This is a genomic window from Amycolatopsis sp. NPDC043887 (assembly GCF_056435665.1).
This window is the reverse complement of sequence record NZ_JBWKEB010000002.1, coordinates 86,364-102,098: the sequence shown is the minus strand read 5'-3', so window position 1 is coordinate 102,098 and position 15,735 is coordinate 86,364. Positions and strand designations below refer to the sequence as shown.

Sequence of the window (15,735 nt, the reverse complement as noted above, 5' to 3'; positions counted from 1 at the left end):
GCTGGAGCGTGCACACCCGTGTTCGACACCCTCTCCGATCGGCTCACGTCCGCCCTGCAGACGCTGTCTCGCAAGGGCAGGCTCTCCGACGCCGACATCGACGCCACCGCGCGCGAGATCCGTATCGCGCTGCTCGAGGCGGATGTCGCGCTGTCTGTGGTCAAGGACTTCATCGCCCGGATCAAGGAGCGCGCCAAGGGCGCCGAGGTGCACGGCGCGCTGAACCCGGCGCAGCAGGTCATCAAGATCGTCAACGAGGAACTCGTCACCATCCTCGGCGGCGAGACCAGGCGGCTCACGTTCGCGAAGAACCCGCCGACGGTCATCATGCTCGCGGGTCTGCAGGGTGCCGGTAAGACGACGCTCGCGGGCAAGCTCGCGATGTGGCTGAAGAAGCAGGGCCACGCGCCGATGCTGGTCGCGTGTGACCTCCAGCGTCCCAACGCGGTCACGCAGCTGCAGGTCGTCGGCGAGCGGGCCGGGGTCGCGGTCTTCGCGCCCGAGCCCGGGAACGGCGTCGGCGACCCGGTCGACGTCGCCCGCCGCGCCATCGACGAGGCCAAGCGCGCCCAGCACGACATCGTCCTGGTCGACACCGCCGGCCGTCTCGGCGTCGACGAAGAGCTGATGAAGCAGGCCGCGGACATTCGCGACGCCGTTTCGCCGGACGAGACGCTGTTCGTCGTCGACGCGATGATCGGTCAGGACGCGGTCACCACGGCCGAGGCGTTCCGCGACGGCGTCGGCTTCACCGGTGTCGTGCTCACCAAGCTCGACGGTGACGCCCGCGGTGGTGCCGCGCTGTCCGTCCGCCAGGTCACCGGCCAGCCGATCCTGTTCGCCTCCAACGGTGAGAAGCTCGAGGACTTCGACCTCTTCCACCCGGACCGGATGGCCAGCCGCATCCTCGGCATGGGCGACGTGCTCAGCCTCATCGAACAGGCCGAGCAGCACTTCGACCAGGAGAAGGCCGAGCAGACGGCGGCCAAACTCGGCAGCGGCCAGCTCACCCTCGAAGACTTCCTCGAGCAGATGCTCGCGGTCCGCAAGATGGGCCCGATCGGCAACCTGCTCGGCATGCTGCCCGGCGCCGGGCAGATGAAGGACCAGCTCGCGCAGGTCGACGACAAGCAGCTCGACAAGCTGCAGGCGATCATCCGCGGCATGACCCCCGCCGAGCGGGCCGACCCGAAGATCATCAACGCCTCGCGCCGCGTCCGGATCTCGAAGGGCTCCGGTGTCGCCGTCCGCGACGTCAACGACCTGGTCAACCGGTTCTTCGAAGCGCGCAAGATGATGGCGCAGATGGCGGGCCGGTTCGGCTTCGGCGGCGGAGGCGGCGGCAGCAAGAACCGCAAGGGCAAGAAGGGGAAGAAGGGCAAGGGGCGCGGCCCGACGCAGCCCAAGGTCCGTGGCGGCTTCCCCGGCGGCATGCCGATGCTCCCCCCGGGTGGCGGTATGCCCGGTGGAATGCCCGACCTCTCGCAGCTCGGCGGCATGAACGACGTACCAGGGTTCGACCCGAAGAAGTTCAAGCTGCCGAAGGACAAGTAGCCCCGTGGAAGCGCTGCACCTGGCCGGCGTCGTCCTGCCGGACGGCGAGCACCGCGAGCTGTGGGTCACCGGCGGCCGGATCACCACCGAACCGGTCGCCGGAGCGGAAACCGTGGTCCGGGAAGGCTTTCTGGTTCCCGGGCTGGTCGACGCGCATTGTCACCCCGGGATCGGCGTCGGCGGCGCGACCACGCTGGAAGAGGCCGCCGAACAGGCGATCACCGATCGCGACGCCGGGACGCTGCTGATCCGCGACTGCGGGCTGCCGATCGACGTCCGGCCGTTGCAGGAGCGGGCCGATCTGCCGCGGATCATCCGCGCCGGACGGCATCTCGCCCTGCGCAAGCGCTACATCCCCGGCCTGGGCCTCGAACTCGAAGACCCTTCCGAACTTCCGAAGGCGGTCGCCGAACAAGCGCGTGACGGTGACGGCTGGGTCAAACTCGTCGGCGACTGGATCGACCGCGGTGTCGGCGATCTCGCGCCGCTCTGGCCCGACGACGTCCTCGCCGAGGCCATCGCCGCCGCGCACGCCGAGGGCGCCAAGGTGACGGCGCACGTGTTCGGCCAGGCCGCGTTGCCGGGCCTGATCGACGCGGGGATCGATTGCCTCGAACACGGCACTGAGCTTTCTACGGACCAGCTGGACGTCCTCGCCGAACGCGGGATCGCGCTCGTGCCGACTCTGATCAACATCGAGAATTTCCCGGGTATCGCGGACAAGGCAGGCAAATACCCGGTGTACGCCGACCACATGCGGGCACTGCACGCCGGCGTGGGGGAGATGGTCTCGACGGCGATCGAGGCGGGCGTCGCGGTGTACGCCGGAAGCGACGCGGGCGGCATGGTCGAGCACGGCAGGCTCGTCGACGAGATCGAGGCGCTGCACAAGGCGGGCATGTCCGCGGAGCAGGCGCTGGCTTCGGCTTCGTGGGCGGCCCGCGAATGGCTCGGCGTACCGGGAATCGTCGACGGCGCGTCGGCCGATCTGCTCGTCTACCCGTCCGATCCGCGCGAGGATCTCGCGGTGCTGCGGCATCCGAGCCACATCGTGCTGCGTGGCAAGATCTACGCCTGACCCGACTCCATCCGTGACCGGAGCGGCACTGGGCCGTGTCCTGTGAGTCTTGTCCGCGGTCTCCGTGCCGCCAGGAACCACCTGGATCACGAATCCCATCGAACAAGACTCACAGGACACGGCCTAGCGTGGAGGCGTGGTGGACGACGGGCAGGCTCGCGAGCGGTTGGTGCTCGGAGCGCACTGGGGCTTTGTAGCGTTCTTCGCGGGCATCGCCGGATACCACCTCGTCACGCTCGTCATGAGCTTCCTGATGTCAGGCCGCTTCGGCGGCTACGACCCGCTCGAACTCCGTGACGTCGGCCCGCTGCTGATCCTCGCGTTCCTGCCGACCCTCGTGCTCGGTCTCGGCCCGGCGGTCGGCTCACGCGTTTGGGGGCAGGGGCTCCGCACGGACTTCGGGCTCAAACCCACCTGGCGCGACGTCCGGATCGGGCTCGCTTGCGGGGCCGCCGCGCTCGCCGCCGGCTACCTCCTCAACCTGCTCCTGCTCGCCGTGTACGGGACCGACAGCGACGACAGGACCTTCTCCGACGTCTCGCCCGGCCCGATCACCGAGCTGTCGGGCACCACCGACGGCGACACGATCTGGCTGGTGCTGGCCGCGGTCATCGTCGTCCTCGCCGCTCCGGTCACCGAAGAACTGCTGTTCCGCGGCACGCTGTGGAACGCCATGGGCTTCCACCGCCTGCCCTCGTGGGTGATCCTGCTGGTCACCGCACTGGTGTTCGCCCAGTTGCACGGCGAGGCCGCGCGCACGATCGCGTTGTTCGGCCAGGGCATCGCCATCGGTCTCGCCCGCTACCTCTCCGGCAGGGTGAGCGCGTCCGTGATCGCGCACGCCGCCAACAACCTCCCACCGGCTGTATTGCTCTTCGCGGCGAGGTGATCGCCGGTCCAGGCGGTTAGAGTCTTTGAGTAACCGAACGATCACCGGAGGATCGGCGTGACCGTATCTCAGCCCAGGGAGCCGATCCCCGAGGCCGCGCCGCCGGATGAGCTCATTGCCGGAGGTGAGGTGGCCGCGCCCGACACGCCACCGCCGCATCGCTGGGGATTCGGGGCCTTCCTCCTGGTGGAAGCCGTCCTGCTGGCGTCGGCGGCGTTCATCAGCGTCCTGCTCGGCGACGTCCAGCCCGGTCAGCCCCTGCCGATGCGCATGGTGCTGCTGGGCACCATGCTGCCGACGATGATCGCCGCCGGGGTCGCGCTGCTGATCACCCGCCTGCGTGGCAACGGTCCATTCACCGACCTGCGGATCGGCTGGAGCTGGGCCGACGTCAAGGTCGGGCTCAAGCTCGGTGTGCTCGGGCTCGGGTTCACCTCGCTCGCCGCCTACATCTGGACGCAGGTCGTCGGCGACGAGAACGCGACCTCGGCGATCAGCGCGCTCGTGGAGGACCGGCGGATGTCGGTCTCGGCGGCCGTGGTCATGTTCATCTACCTGTGGCTGGTCGGGCCGATCTGCGAGGAGATCATCTACCGCGGCCTTCTGTGGGGCGCGGTGGAACGGTTGACGTGGCGCACCGAACGCTGGGGGAGGATCGCGGCGTTCCTGGTCTCCACGGCCGTTTTCGCGGCGAGCCACCTGGAACCGCTGCGCACCACGTTGCTGCTGGTGATCGCGATCCCGATCGGGCTGGCCAGGGTGTTCACCGGGCGGCTGCTCGGCAGCGTGGTCGCCCATCAGGTGAACAACTTCCTCCCGGCCGTGACGATCCTGCTGGCCTCGCTCGGGATAGCCGCGTTCTGACAGCCGATCAGCGTCTGGCAGAATGTACGCTTGCCTGCTTTGGCCGGACCCTCTCACCGCGCCCGAGCTCACCCTTCGGGTGTGCGCAGCCGTGTCCCCACTCGGCTGGCGTACGCCTTCCACATGCATCAGAGAGAACTGAGGAGTACCCACACCCGTGGCCGTCAAGATCAAGCTGCAGCGTCTCGGCAAGATCCGTGCGCCGTACTACCGCATCATCGTCGCCGACGCGCGCACCCGCCGTGATGGCAAGGCCATCGAGACGATCGGCAAGTACCACCCCAAGGAAGAGCCGAGCTTCATCGAGGTCGACACCGAGCGGGCCCAGCACTGGCTGTCCGTCGGTGCCCAGCCGACCGAGCCGGTCCAGCGCATCCTCGAGATCACCGGTGACTGGCAGAAGTTCAAGGGCCTGCCGGGCGCCGAGGGCACCCTGAAGGTCGCCGAGCCGAAGCCGTCGAAGCAGGACCTGTTCAACGCCGCGCTCGCCGCCGCCGGTGACTCGGCCTCCGCCGAGGCCACCACGCCGAAGAAGAAGTCCGCTCCGAAGAAGGCCGAAGCCGACAAGGCCGAAGCCGCCGAGGGTGACAAGGCCGAGGCGTGAGCTTCCTCGCTGACTCCCTCGAGCACCTGGTGCGCGGGATCGTCGACAACCCGGACGAGGTCCGGGTCGAGCTGCTGACCACGCGTCGTGGCCGCACGCTCGAGGTGCACGTGCACCCCGACGATCTCGGCAAGGTGATCGGCCGGGGCGGTCGTACCGCGACCGCCCTGCGCACCGTCATGGGCGGCATCGGTGGCCGCGGCGTCCGCGTGGACGTCGTCGACACCGATCGCTGACCAAGGACACAACGGGATGGACGTCGTAGTCGGCCGGATCGCCAAGGCGCACGGAATCCGCGGGGAGCTCGCGGTGGACGTGCGCACGGACTCGCCGGAACAGCGGTTCGCGGTCGGTTCGGCCGTCACGACGAAGCTGCGTGACGGCAGCAGCAGAGACCTCACCATCGCAGCCGCCCGCGAGCACAGCGGGCGGCTGCTGGTGCGTTTCGAAGAGGTGCTGACCAGGGACGTCGCGGAGACCCTCCGCGGCGCGCTGCTGATCGCCGACACCTCGACGCTGCCGCCGACCGAAGACCCCGACGAGTTCTACGACCACGAACTCGAAGGCCTGCGGGCCGAACTCGCCGACGGCACGGTCGTCGGCAAGGTGCTCGAAATCGTGCACTCGCCCGCCGGTGAGCTGCTGTCGATCGAGCACGACGGACGAGAGGTGCTGGTGCCGTTCGTGAAGGCGATCGTCCCGGCGGTCGACGTCCCGGGCGGCCGCGTGGTCATCGACCCGCCGGAAGGCCTGCTGGACGCCTGATGCGCCTCGACGTCGTCACGATCTTCCCCGAATACCTCGACCCGCTCCGCGCCGCGCTGCTCGGGCGCGCGATCGACCGCGGCCTCATCGAGGTCGGCGTCCACGACCTGCGGAACTGGACGCACGACGTCCACCGCGCCGTCGACGACGCGCCGTACGGCGGCGGGCCCGGCATGGTGATGAAACCCCAGATCTGGGGCCCCGCCCTGGACGATGTCTGCGGCGAGAACACCCGCCTCGTGGTCCCGACCCCCGCCGGGCGGCCGTTCACCCAGGCCATGGCCCACCAGTACGCCACCGAGGAGCACCTGGTGTTCGCGTGCGGCCGCTACGAGGGCATCGACCAGCGGGTGATCGACGACGCCGCGAGGCGGATGCCCGTCGACGAGGTCTCCATCGGCGACTACGTGCTGGTCGGCGGCGAGGCCGCGGTACTGGTGATGGTCGAGGCCGTCGTCCGGCTGCTGCCCGGAGTCCTCGGCAACGCCCGCTCCGCCGAGGAGGACTCGTTCTCCGACGGGCTGCTCGAAGGTCCCAGCTACACCCGGCCGGAGGTCTGGCGCGACCTGGCCGTACCGGACGTCCTGCGTTCGGGAAACCACGCGCTGATCGACCGCTGGCGCCGCGACCAGGCGCTGGAACGCACCGTGCGGCGCAGGCCCGAACTGATCGGGCAACTGCCGGAAGGTAGTCTCGACAAGCACGATCTCGCCGTCCTCGAGCGGTTGCACGAGGACGGCGGCCAGGCCGGGTCAAACGCCTGAGACCTGGTCTGCAATACTTGACAGGTTGGCGTGAGCGGACGCGCGAATTTGTACTTCTGCCATTGGCCGGAGTCAAAGCGCGAGGTCGGCCGGAACGCCATCAGCCCCCGGGTAGGTCGCAGTGCCCGACACTGCGCGCCCAAGCTGCACGTAAGCCATACGAAGACGAGGACGGACCACCGATGAACACCCTGGACGCGCTGGACGCGCAGTCACTGCGTTCCGACATCCCGGACTTCCGACCGGGCGACACGCTCAAGGTTCACGTCCGCGTCATCGAGGGCAACCGCGAGCGCAACCAGATCTTCCAGGGCGTCGTGCTGCGTCGCCAGGGCGGCGGCATCCGCGAGACCTTCACGGTCCGCAAGGTGTCGTTCGGCATCGGCGTGGAGCGCACCTTCCCGGTGCACTCGCCGAACATCGCCGAGGTCGAGGTCTTCAAGCGCGGTGACGTCCGCCGGGCGAAGCTGTACTACCTCCGCGAGCTGCGCGGCAAGGCCGCCAAGATCAAGGAACGCCGCGAAAACCGCGAGACGACCTCCGCCAAGTAGGTAGCCGCACGGTTACAGGTAACCTGGCGTCGTGGTCGAACCCGTGTCCCAGAACACCTCCGAAGACGAGCCCGATCGCCCCGAAGAGGAGCGCCCCACCAGGGCCTCCCGGCGGGGCCGGTCCGGATCCAAGAAATTCGGCAAGGTCAACAAGAAGCGGTCGTTCTGGAAGGAACTGCCGATCCTGATCGTCGTGGCACTCGTGCTGACGATCTTGATCCAGCAGTTCCTCGCCAAGGTCTACATGATCCCCTCGGGGTCGATGGAGACCACGCTGCACGGCTGCGCGGGGTGCACGGGCGACCGGATCCTGGTCGACCGGATCACGTACGACTTCACCGATCCCGGCCCCGGCGACGTGGTCGTCTTCAAGGGACCGCCCGCCTGGGTCGGCGAGATCGACACGCCGGAGTCCAGCAACATCTTCGTCACCGGATTCCGCACGCTGGGTTCCCTGATCGGGTTCGCGCCGCCGGACGAGCGTGACTTCGTCAAGCGGATCATCGCGACCGCCGGGCAGACTGTGCAGTGCTGCGATCCGCAGAACCGGGTGATCGTGGACGGCAAGGCGCTCGACGAGCCGTACATCCACTGGGAACCGGGTTCCAACGTGGATGAGAGCGGCAAGCCCGTCCAGGACACGTTCGCTCCGGTCAAGGTGCCTGCCGGCTATGTCTGGGTGATGGGCGACAACCGCAACAATTCGAGCGACTCACGGCGCCAGGGCGGCGGCGGGGTCAACGGCGCGATTCCGGTCGAGAACATCATCGGGAAGGCGCGGATCATCGTGCTCCCGCCGGGCCGCTGGGGCGGCGTTTCGGACCACAACCCGCAGGCGAACGCCCAGCCGCTGGCGCTCAGTGCGCCCGCCTGGCAGCAGGGGCTTCCCCTCGGCGTCGGTGTCGCCGCGGCGTGGCCCGTGCTCTTCCTCGGCAGGCGGATGTCGGCCGGAGTGCGCAAGGCGGTCGACCGGAGGCGGTAAGGCCTTGAGATTTCCTGTACCGCTCACACCGGCCGAGCCGCTTCGGCCGCCGCGGGCAGTGGTGCGTGGTGACCTCTTCTGGGGGTTGCAGGGTGCGCTGGACCGGCGGGGCCTCGGGCCCGTCGCCGGAGTCGACGAGGCAGGGCGCGGCGCTTGCGCCGGCCCGCTCGTCGTGGCCGCCTGTGTCCTGCGCCCGGGGGACGCCGCCCGCCTGCCCGAGCTCACCGACTCGAAGGTGCTCACGGCCAAGGCTCGCGACCGGGTGTACGACCGGGTCGTCCAGCGTGCCGTCGACTACTCGGTCATCGTCATACCGGCCGCCGAGATCGACCTGTTCGGCATCCATGTCATGAACCTCGAAGGCATGCGGCGCGCCGTCTCGGCGCTGCGGAACACACCTGGCTACGTCCTGACCGACGGATTCCGCGTGTCCGGGCTGCCCGCCCCGAGCGTCCCGGTGCTCAAAGGGGACAAGGCCGTCGCGTGCGTGGCGGCGGCGTCCGTGCTGGCCAAGGTCACCCGGGACCGCATCATGGGCGACCTGCACGACGTTCACCCGCATTACGGTTTCGACGTGCACAAGGGGTACAGCACCACCGACCACAGCGCGGCGCTGGACACTCACGGTCCGAGCCCGGTCCATCGCTGGTCGTACACGAACGTGGCCACCGCGGCCGCCGCGCACCGCGTGCCACCACCTCACCCGGTGGTGCTGACCGTCGCGGCACTGGAAAACCCGAGCGTGCCGATACGTGCCCTCGGCCCGTACGTGGGTGACAATGAACGCTCCGCCGCTGGAACAGCAGCAAAATCGCGAGGAGGGGCGCGGATTTCATGAGCGCAGAGGATCTCGAGAAGTACGAGACCGAGATGGAGCTCTCGCTTTACCGCGAGTATCGCGACATAGTCGGCCAGTTCTCGTACGTGGTGGAGACCGAGCGGCGGTTCTATCTGGCCAACGCCGTCGACGTGCAGGTGCGCGACGGCGGCGGTGAGGTGTACTTCGAGGTCCGCATGTCCGACGCATGGGTCTGGGACATGTACCGGCCGGCAAGGTTCGTCAAGCACGTCCGGGTCATCACGTTCAAGGACGTCAACGTCGAGGAACTCGACAAACCGGATCTCCGGTTGCCGGAGGACGGGCCGTTCTCCGGCTGATCTTTCGGAACGTCCATGAAGGCCCCCTTCATCGTGTGAAGGGGGCCTTCACGTATCTCCGGGGCGCCTAGCACAGCCCACCGACGATTCCGCCCGGCGAGCTTCCGCGACGGCCGAACCATCCACAACACCCCGGTTGTCCACAGGCGACGAAATCAGACCTGTCCGCCGCCCCCTCACCCTGGCAGCGTTGATCGCACACGCACCGTGACGATCGCTGAGGGGGATCGAGATGACGAGCACGGCCGAACAGCCGTCCGCCGGGGCACCACATATCGAACTGGGCCGATGGGGCGAGGAGCTCGCGGTCCGGCATCTGGAAAAGACGGGCTATGTCGTCTTGTGCCGCAATTGGCGTTGCCGTGACGGCGAACTGGATCTCATAGCGACCGACACCAAACGCCTCGTCTTCTGCGAGGTGAAGACGAGGACCGGGGTGGGTTTCGGCACGCCCGCCGAGGCGGTGACCCCGGACAAGGCGGACCGCATCCGCCGTCTCGCGTACCAGTGGCAGCGCCAGTTCATGCTCCGCTGGTGCCCCGTCCGCTACGACATCATCGCGATCGTCGCCCGGCCCGACGCCAAGCCCAAGGTGCGGCATATCAAGGCGGCGTTCTGAATGGCACTGGCGAGGGCCTGGTCCGTCGCGTTGCTCGGTGTCGAAGGCAGGATGATCGAGATCGAGGCCGACATCGGCGGTGGCTCGCCGAAGGTGACGATGGTCGGACTGCCCGACACGGGGCTGAAAGAGGCCAAGGACAGGGTCCGCTCCGCCGTTCGCAATTCGGGGCGGACCTGGCCGGACGAGCGGGTGATCCTTGGCCTGTCACCGGCGAATCTGCCGAAGGTGGGGTCCGGTTACGACCTGGGGATCGCGGCGGCGATCATGGCCGCGACCGGATCGGTTCCCGCCACGAAACTGCTGAACACCGTGCTGCTCGGCGAACTCGCCCTGGACGGCCGGGTGCGGGTGGTCCGCGGGGTCCTGCCGGGACTGCTGGCGGCACGCAACGCGGGGTACCGGAGGGCCGTCGTACCCGCCGAGTCGCTGTTCGAAGCCGCACTCGTGGACGGCTTGGAAGTCCGCGGGGTAGCGCGGCTGAGCGAATTCGTGGATTGGCTCAAGGGCGAAGGGGAACTCACCCGTCCCGAGCCGTCCGTCGTCCAGGAGCCGCCGCGGGTACCCGACCTCGCCGACGTCGTGGGACAGCCGGAAGCGCGGTGGGCACTGGAGGTGGCCGCGGCGGGCGGGCATCACCTGCTCATGACCGGACCGCCCGGGGTGGGGAAGACAATGCTCGCTCGGCGCCTCCCAGGCCTTCTTCCGCGACTGACCGCTGAAGAGTCGTTGCAGGTGACAGCGGTTCATTCGATCGACGGTTCGCTTTCGCGGTCCGCGCCGCTCGTCACCGTGCCGCCGTTCGTCGCGCCTCATCACTCGATCAGCGTGCCCGCCCTGATCGGCGGTGGAAGCGGCCTTGCCGTGCCCGGCGCGATCAGCCGGGCGCACCGGGGAATCCTGTTCCTCGACGAGGTGTGCGAATTCGGCCCGGAGCGGCTGGAGTCGCTGCGTACGGTGCTCGAAGAGGGCGAAGTGCGGATCGCGAGGGTCAAGGGTGCCGTGCGGTACCCGGCACGGTTCCAACTGGTACTGGCGACCAATCCCTGCCCTTGCGCTCCGGCGAAGGACGCCGACTGCACGTGCTCCGCGACCGTGCGGAGGCGCTACTTGAGCCGACTCTCCGGGCCATTACTCGATCGGGTGGATTTGCGGGTTCGGCTGCGCCCGCTTTCCGCGCTCAGCGCACACCTGAGTGAGCCGCCCGAAGCGTCGGCGGCCGTCCGGGAGCGAGTGCTGGAGGCGCGCGAACGGGCCGGAAAACGCTGGGCGGAGCAGGGCTGGCTCACGAACGCGGAGGTGCCCGGCCCGGCGCTGCGCCGTGAGTTCGCGCTGCCGCCGCAGGTCACGGCGTTGCTGGACCGAGCGTTGGAGCGGGGCGCGATCACCGCGCGCGGCGCCGACCGCTGCCTTCGCATCGCTTGGACGCTCGCCGATTTGAAGGGCGCCGACAAGCCGGAGGCGGACGAGGTCGCGGCTGCCCTGAACTTCCGAGAGAGGTCATCCGGATGAGTGAACTCGACGCCGAGCGCATCGCCCGGTCGTATCTCCTGCGCGTGGCCGAGCCGCCGGCACCCGCCTTGGCCGATTTCGTCGGTGAGTTCGGCCCCGTCGCCGCCGCGGAACGAGTGCGAAGTGCCGAATGCCCGCCGAAGGTGCGCGACGAGACCGCCGCGCGGCGAGCACACGACTACGCCGAGCGGGATCTGGAGCGAGCCGAGGCGGGCGAGGCCCGTCTCGTCATCCCGGAAGACGACGAATGGCCGGCCTGGCCGTTGCTTTCGCTGGCCGTGGCCCAAAGCAGGGGCGTTTCCGGCGTGGCGCCACCGCTGGCGCTGTGGGTACGCGGCCCCGCGAGGCTCGACGAGGCCGTGGACCAGGCGATCGCGATCGTCGGTGCCCGCGCGGCGACCGGGTACGGCGAGCACAACGCGGCCGAGGTGGGCTACCACCTCGCGAGCCGTGGGATCCCGGTGTTCTCGGGGGCGGCGTACGGCATCGACGGCGCGGCCCACCGGGGCGCGTTGAGCGCGGACGGTACGACGGTCGCCTTGCTCGGCTGTGGTGTCGACGTCGGCTATCCGGCCCAGCACGCGACCTTGTTGCGCTCCATCGGTAAGACCGGCGCGGTGGTCAGCGAGTACCCGCCAGGCACCACACCCGCGAGGCATCGCTTCCTCGTCCGGAACAGGCTCATCGCGGCACTCACGGAAGGGACCGTCGTGGTCGAGGCGGGCAGGCGAAGCGGCGCGCGGAACACCGCGGGGACGGCCGGAGCGCTCGGCAAGGTCGTGATGGCCATGCCGGGACCGGTGTCTTCGGCGATGTCCGCCGGCTGTCACGCGCTGATCCGCGAAGGCGAGGCCACGCTGGTGACCTCGGTCGACGAGATCCTCGAAACGGCGGGACGGTTCGGCACGGCCGGAGCGGATCCGTCGAAACCGCGCCGCCACACCGATCGGCTCGGTCCGGAGGCGCTGCGAGTGCACGACGCGCTGTCCGATCGGTCGGCGAGGCAGGTGGAACGGATCGCCGCCGAGTCCGGCATCCCGGTCGAACGTGTCCGTTCGCTGCTTCCGGCGCTCGAACTCGACGGCTTCGCGGAAAGGGGTGACGCAGGGTGGCGAAGACGGACCGCCAAGACCTGACTGGCCTACACGTGAGGCGCCATCCCGGCACGATCCGACCACGGACACCGCAACAGGGTGCGGCGATACTTGACCATCCGCCGTACATCGCGCAGCGTGATCGGCATGCCGTCGACCGAAGGTCCCCACGGCACGGGGAAACGCGCCCGCAGACCCGATCTGCGCGCCGCCCGTGCCGCGCTGCCGGAGCCTGTCCGGAAGCTGATCGACGACTACGAGCGGCACCTTTCCCTCGAACGCGGGCTATCCGCGCATACGGTGCGTGCCTACCTCGGCGACGTGGTGTCGCTGATGGGTTTCGTGGACGGGAACGGTGGCCGGTTCTCCGACCTCGACATCGGGACGCTGCGCGGCTGGCTCGCCCGGCAACGCGAGGAAGGGGCGAGCCGGACGACGTTGGCCAGGCGAGCCGCGGCGGCCCGCACCTTCACCGCGTGGGCCCACCGAGGCGGGGCGCTCGCGTCGGATCCGGGTGGGCGGCTGGTGGCGCCGCGCGCGCATCGCAAGCTTCCCGGGGTCCTCCGCGCGGAGCAGGCCAGTGACGTCATGCGCTTCTCAGCCGCCGGTGCCGAACAGCGCGACCCGGTGGCTTTGAGGGACAGTGCCATCGTGGAACTGCTCTACGCGACCGGTGTGCGGGTCTCGGAACTGTGCGGGCTGGATGTGGGCGACGTCGATTTTTCCCGCCGGGTCGTGCTCGTGCTGGGCAAGGGCGGGAAGGAACGTGTCGTGCCGTTCGGCGTCCCCGCCGAAGCGGCCTTGCGGGCGTGGCTGGACGAGGGCAGGGGAAGGCTCGCCGTCGAAGCGAAGGGGCCCGCGGAGGCGGCGCTCTTTTTGGGAGCGCGGGGAGGCAGGCTCGATCCGCGGGCGGCCCGCCGGGTCGTCCACGAAGCCGTCGGTTCGGTGCCGGGCGCGAACGACATGGGACCGCACGGCTTGAGGCATTCCGCAGCCACCCATCTGCTCGAAGGGGGTGCTGATCTTCGAAGCGTTCAGGAACTGCTTGGTCACGCTACGCTGGCCACAACGCAGCTCTACACTCATGTGACCGTCGATCGGCTGAAGGCGATCCACGACCGCGCGCACCCCCGGGCCCGATGATGCCGGGGAGGACTCGGCAGGTGACCCGGCGGCCCGAACCGGCGGCGCACGCGCATCCGCACGAGCACGGAGAACACGCTGAGTCGCATGCTGAGAACGGCGGTCCGATGACCGCCGACCCACATGTCACCGAAGCCGCCGGGAAACACCGCCCCGGCGGGGACGGTCCTGCCGTCGCGCCCGAAGCGCGGACCGGCTACGAAGTGGACGCCGGGATCCAGGCGCTGTGGCGTGAGTTCACTGAGTCTCCCGACCAGATCGTGCGCGACCGGCTCGTGCTGCACTACGCCCCGCTCGTCAAGTACGTCGCGGGCCGGGTCGGCACCGGGCTGCCGACCCATGTCGACGTCGGTGACCTGATCCAGTCCGGGATCTTCGGCCTGGTCGACGCGATCGAGAAGTTCGAACCCGCCAGGGGCCTGCGCTTCGAGACCTACGCCATGCAGCGCATCCGGGGCGCGATCCTCGACGACCTCCGCTCCCAGGACTGGGTCCCCAGAGCGGTACGCAGCAAGGCCCGCGAAGCCGAGCGCGCGCTGGAACGCCTCGGCGCCCGGCTGAACCGCACCCCGACCGACGCCGAGCTCGCGGCCGAGCTCGAAATCAGCGTCGACGACCTTCGTGAGTTCTACGGCCAGATGCAGCTGACCAGCATCATCGCGCTGGAAGACCTGGTCGCCGCCGGCAAGGACAGCGGCTCGCTGGTCGACACCCTGCCCGACGACGGCGCCGTCGACCCGGTGGCCGTCCTGGTCGACCAGGACAACCGCCGTCAGCTCGCGCAGGCGATCGCCCAGCTCACCGAACGCGACCGGATCGTGGTCGGTCTCTACTACTTCGAAAGCCTGACGCTCGCCGAGATCGGCAAGGTCCTCGGCGTCACCGAGTCTCGGGTCAGCCAACTGCACACCCGCGCCGTCATGCGGTTGCGCGCCAAACTGGTCGAGCAGGCCTAGCCACCGTCCTGTTTCCGCGACGATCAGCCGAGCTGCTTCGGGTGGGCCGCGATAACCCGAGGTCCGCGTCGCAACCTCGCTGCGCTACCGGAACCCCTTTCCCTGCGTGTGTCGCATGCTCCGGGGGCGGCGGTGACGACGCGTGTGCTTGGACGGACGACACGTGTCTCCAGCCGGAAGACACGTGTGTGGAGCCGGATCATGCGTGTCTCGCGCCGGATCACCTGGTGCGGAGTCCGGTCCCGGCGTGTTCGCTCCCCAAATCACGCGCGTCCCGTGCCTGGACACGCGAATCGCGCCATCCACCGAAACAGCAGCAAGGGCGAACAGGACCACGCCAGGAACCAAAGCCAGGACCACGCGACCCACCCTGCGGCTCCGCGGGCAACGCCTGCGACCCATCCGTCCTCGAGACCCGCAGGCCATGGGCACCGGCCTTCCGAAGCGCTCACTCAGTCCCTTCCCAGGGTTTGAGGCGGATCTCGGACGGCTCACCGATCACCGTGAGCGGATCGACGTACTCTTCGCCCCGCCGCACACCGAAATGCAGACACGCCGGCTCCGGGCAGCCCGGGTGGCCCGCCGCGAGCGTTCCGAGCACCTGGCCGCGGTAGACCTGATCACCCGCGGTGACCGTCGGGGCGAGCGGTTGGTAGGTGGTGCGCAGGCCTCCGTCGTGATCGAGCGACACCACTCCGCGGCCCGCCACCTGCCCGGCGAACATCACCACTCCCTCGGCGGACGCGAGCACGTTCGCACCCGGTGGCGCGGCTAGGTCGACGCCCCGATGACCGGGGCCGTACGGCGTCGAGGGCGGCTCGAAGTACCTGGTGACGCTCGGTGCCGGCGAGAGCGGCCAGGAGAGGCGCCCCTGCGGGGAGGGCGCCCCTCTCGCCGTCCCGGGCATCGTCGCGGACGTGAGAATCGCGAGCACGGTCGCGAGGATCGCGAGGCGGGGAAGGCGTCGTGCGTGCCCTGGGCGGCGGTGCCTGCCGCCGGTGCGGTCGATCGCGAAGGAATGCCTGGTGACAGGGCGGGAAGAGGTCGTCGAGGTCATGTGTTCCAGGTTGGGGGTACGGCGTGGCGTGCGGGGCGCGCCGGTGGAATCTGTGGATAACCGAGGCGGTTGTGGACAACCCCTCTCATCCGGGGCTGCCGGTGCGGTACCCGGTGGCGACAGGGAGTAGACTCTTTTGCGCGGT

Annotated in this window: 18 protein-coding genes; 17 read left to right on the top strand and 1 reads right to left on the bottom strand. The window is 69.2% G+C overall.

All coding sequences use genetic code 11. From position 1 onward, the window contains the following. Positions 1-18 precede the first annotated feature (18 nt). From ffh to AC069H_RS05495, 17 genes are all read left to right on the top strand, one after another. On the top strand, positions 19-1,554 hold the full coding sequence (gene ffh / locus AC069H_RS05575) for a signal recognition particle protein (protein WP_007032900.1): 1,536 nt from the start codon (positions 19-21) through the stop codon (positions 1,552-1,554). Positions 1,555-1,558: 4 nt separating this feature from the next. Beyond that, positions 1,559-2,632 carry an amidohydrolase family protein gene (locus AC069H_RS05570; RefSeq protein WP_478231471.1) on the top strand — a complete coding sequence of 358 codons (1,074 nt, stop codon included), beginning with the start codon at positions 1,559-1,561 and terminating at the stop codon, positions 2,630-2,632. 139 nt (positions 2,633-2,771) lie between these two features. Then, a complete protein-coding gene (locus AC069H_RS05565; protein ID WP_350579133.1) occupies positions 2,772-3,521 on the top strand; it encodes a CPBP family intramembrane glutamic endopeptidase in 750 nt (249 codons plus the stop codon). Positions 3,522-3,578: 57 nt separating this feature from the next. Continuing rightward, positions 3,579-4,385 (top strand): lysostaphin resistance A-like protein, encoded by an 807-nt coding sequence (locus tag AC069H_RS05560; RefSeq protein WP_478225596.1) that lies wholly within the window; start codon positions 3,579-3,581, stop codon positions 4,383-4,385. 157 nt (positions 4,386-4,542) lie between these two features. Next, positions 4,543-4,989 carry a 30S ribosomal protein S16 gene (gene rpsP, locus AC069H_RS05555; RefSeq protein ID WP_005154724.1) on the top strand — a complete coding sequence of 149 codons (447 nt, stop codon included), beginning with the start codon at positions 4,543-4,545 and terminating at the stop codon, positions 4,987-4,989. Further along, complete coding sequence (locus AC069H_RS05550) at positions 4,986-5,225, top strand: RNA-binding protein (protein ID WP_003103110.1); 240 nt, start codon at positions 4,986-4,988, stop codon at positions 5,223-5,225. Before rpsP ends, AC069H_RS05550 begins: the two co-directional genes overlap by 4 nt. A 16-nt stretch (positions 5,226-5,241) precedes the next feature. Continuing rightward, entirely contained in the window at positions 5,242-5,754 is a 513-nt protein-coding gene (gene rimM / locus AC069H_RS05545; RefSeq protein WP_340687343.1) for a ribosome maturation factor RimM, read from the top strand. Then, positions 5,754-6,518, top strand: a complete 765-nt coding sequence (gene trmD / locus AC069H_RS05540) for a tRNA (guanosine(37)-N1)-methyltransferase TrmD (RefSeq protein WP_478231470.1) — start codon at positions 5,754-5,756, stop codon at positions 6,516-6,518. The genes rimM and trmD overlap by 1 nt, the downstream gene beginning before the upstream one ends. A gap of 182 nt (positions 6,519-6,700) precedes the next feature. Continuing rightward, entirely contained in the window at positions 6,701-7,069 is a 369-nt protein-coding gene (rplS, locus tag AC069H_RS05535) for a 50S ribosomal protein L19 (protein WP_005154717.1), read from the top strand. 31 nt (positions 7,070-7,100) lie between these two features. Next, a complete protein-coding gene (gene lepB, locus AC069H_RS05530) occupies positions 7,101-8,051 on the top strand; it encodes a signal peptidase I (RefSeq protein ID WP_478225594.1) in 951 nt (316 codons plus the stop codon). 58 nt (positions 8,052-8,109) lie between these two features. Then, positions 8,110-8,889 (top strand): ribonuclease HII, encoded by a 780-nt coding sequence (locus AC069H_RS05525; protein ID WP_478225856.1) that lies wholly within the window; start codon positions 8,110-8,112, stop codon positions 8,887-8,889. Continuing rightward, on the top strand, positions 8,886-9,209 hold the full coding sequence (locus AC069H_RS05520) for a DUF2469 domain-containing protein (protein ID WP_003096226.1): 324 nt from the start codon (positions 8,886-8,888) through the stop codon (positions 9,207-9,209). Before AC069H_RS05525 ends, AC069H_RS05520 begins: the two co-directional genes overlap by 4 nt. 232 nt (positions 9,210-9,441) lie before the next feature. Next, positions 9,442-9,828, top strand: coding sequence for a YraN family protein (locus AC069H_RS05515; protein WP_478231469.1), 387 nt, complete (start codon positions 9,442-9,444; stop codon positions 9,826-9,828). Beyond that, complete coding sequence (locus AC069H_RS05510; RefSeq protein WP_478231468.1) at positions 9,829-11,340, top strand: YifB family Mg chelatase-like AAA ATPase; 1,512 nt, start codon at positions 9,829-9,831, stop codon at positions 11,338-11,340. After that, positions 11,337-12,476 carry a DNA-processing protein DprA gene (gene dprA, locus AC069H_RS05505; RefSeq protein WP_478231467.1) on the top strand — a complete coding sequence of 380 codons (1,140 nt, stop codon included), beginning with the start codon at positions 11,337-11,339 and terminating at the stop codon, positions 12,474-12,476. The genes AC069H_RS05510 and dprA overlap by 4 nt, the downstream gene beginning before the upstream one ends. A gap of 105 nt (positions 12,477-12,581) precedes the next feature. Continuing rightward, positions 12,582-13,577 carry a tyrosine recombinase XerC gene (locus tag AC069H_RS05500; RefSeq protein ID WP_478231466.1) on the top strand — a complete coding sequence of 332 codons (996 nt, stop codon included), beginning with the start codon at positions 12,582-12,584 and terminating at the stop codon, positions 13,575-13,577. A 107-nt stretch (positions 13,578-13,684) separates the two neighbouring features. Beyond that, positions 13,685-14,533, top strand: coding sequence for a FliA/WhiG family RNA polymerase sigma factor (locus tag AC069H_RS05495; protein ID WP_478225590.1), 849 nt, complete (start codon positions 13,685-13,687; stop codon positions 14,531-14,533). Between the two features lie 448 nt (positions 14,534-14,981). On the opposite strand, the gene AC069H_RS05490 is transcribed toward AC069H_RS05495, so the two are convergent. Beyond that, on the bottom strand, positions 14,982-15,590 hold the full coding sequence (locus tag AC069H_RS05490) for a murein hydrolase activator EnvC family protein (RefSeq protein ID WP_478231465.1): 609 nt from the start codon (positions 15,588-15,590) through the stop codon (positions 14,982-14,984). Positions 15,591-15,735: the final 145 nt, after the last annotated feature.

Bases quoted from the DNA above. Each gene is read 5' to 3' on its own strand.
- rimM (WP_340687343.1), top strand. From the start codon at position 5,242: ATGGACGTCGTAGTCGGCCGGATCGCCAAGGCGCACGGAATCCGCGGG.
- trmD (WP_478231470.1), top strand. From the start codon at position 5,754: ATGCGCCTCGACGTCGTCACGATCTTCCCCGAATACCTCGACCCGCTC.
- rplS (WP_005154717.1), top strand. From the start codon at position 6,701: ATGAACACCCTGGACGCGCTGGACGCGCAGTCACTGCGTTCCGACATC.
- AC069H_RS05520 (WP_003096226.1), top strand. From the start codon at position 8,886: ATGAGCGCAGAGGATCTCGAGAAGTACGAGACCGAGATGGAGCTCTCG.
- AC069H_RS05515 (WP_478231469.1), top strand. From the start codon at position 9,442: ATGACGAGCACGGCCGAACAGCCGTCCGCCGGGGCACCACATATCGAA.
- AC069H_RS05510 (WP_478231468.1), top strand. From the start codon at position 9,829: ATGGCACTGGCGAGGGCCTGGTCCGTCGCGTTGCTCGGTGTCGAAGGC.
- dprA (WP_478231467.1), top strand. From the start codon at position 11,337: ATGAGTGAACTCGACGCCGAGCGCATCGCCCGGTCGTATCTCCTGCGC.
- AC069H_RS05500 (WP_478231466.1), top strand. From the start codon at position 12,582: ATGCCGTCGACCGAAGGTCCCCACGGCACGGGGAAACGCGCCCGCAGA.
- AC069H_RS05495 (WP_478225590.1), top strand. From the start codon at position 13,685: ATGACCGCCGACCCACATGTCACCGAAGCCGCCGGGAAACACCGCCCC.
- AC069H_RS05490 (WP_478231465.1), bottom strand. From the start codon at position 15,590: ATGACCTCGACGACCTCTTCCCGCCCTGTCACCAGGCATTCCTTCGCG.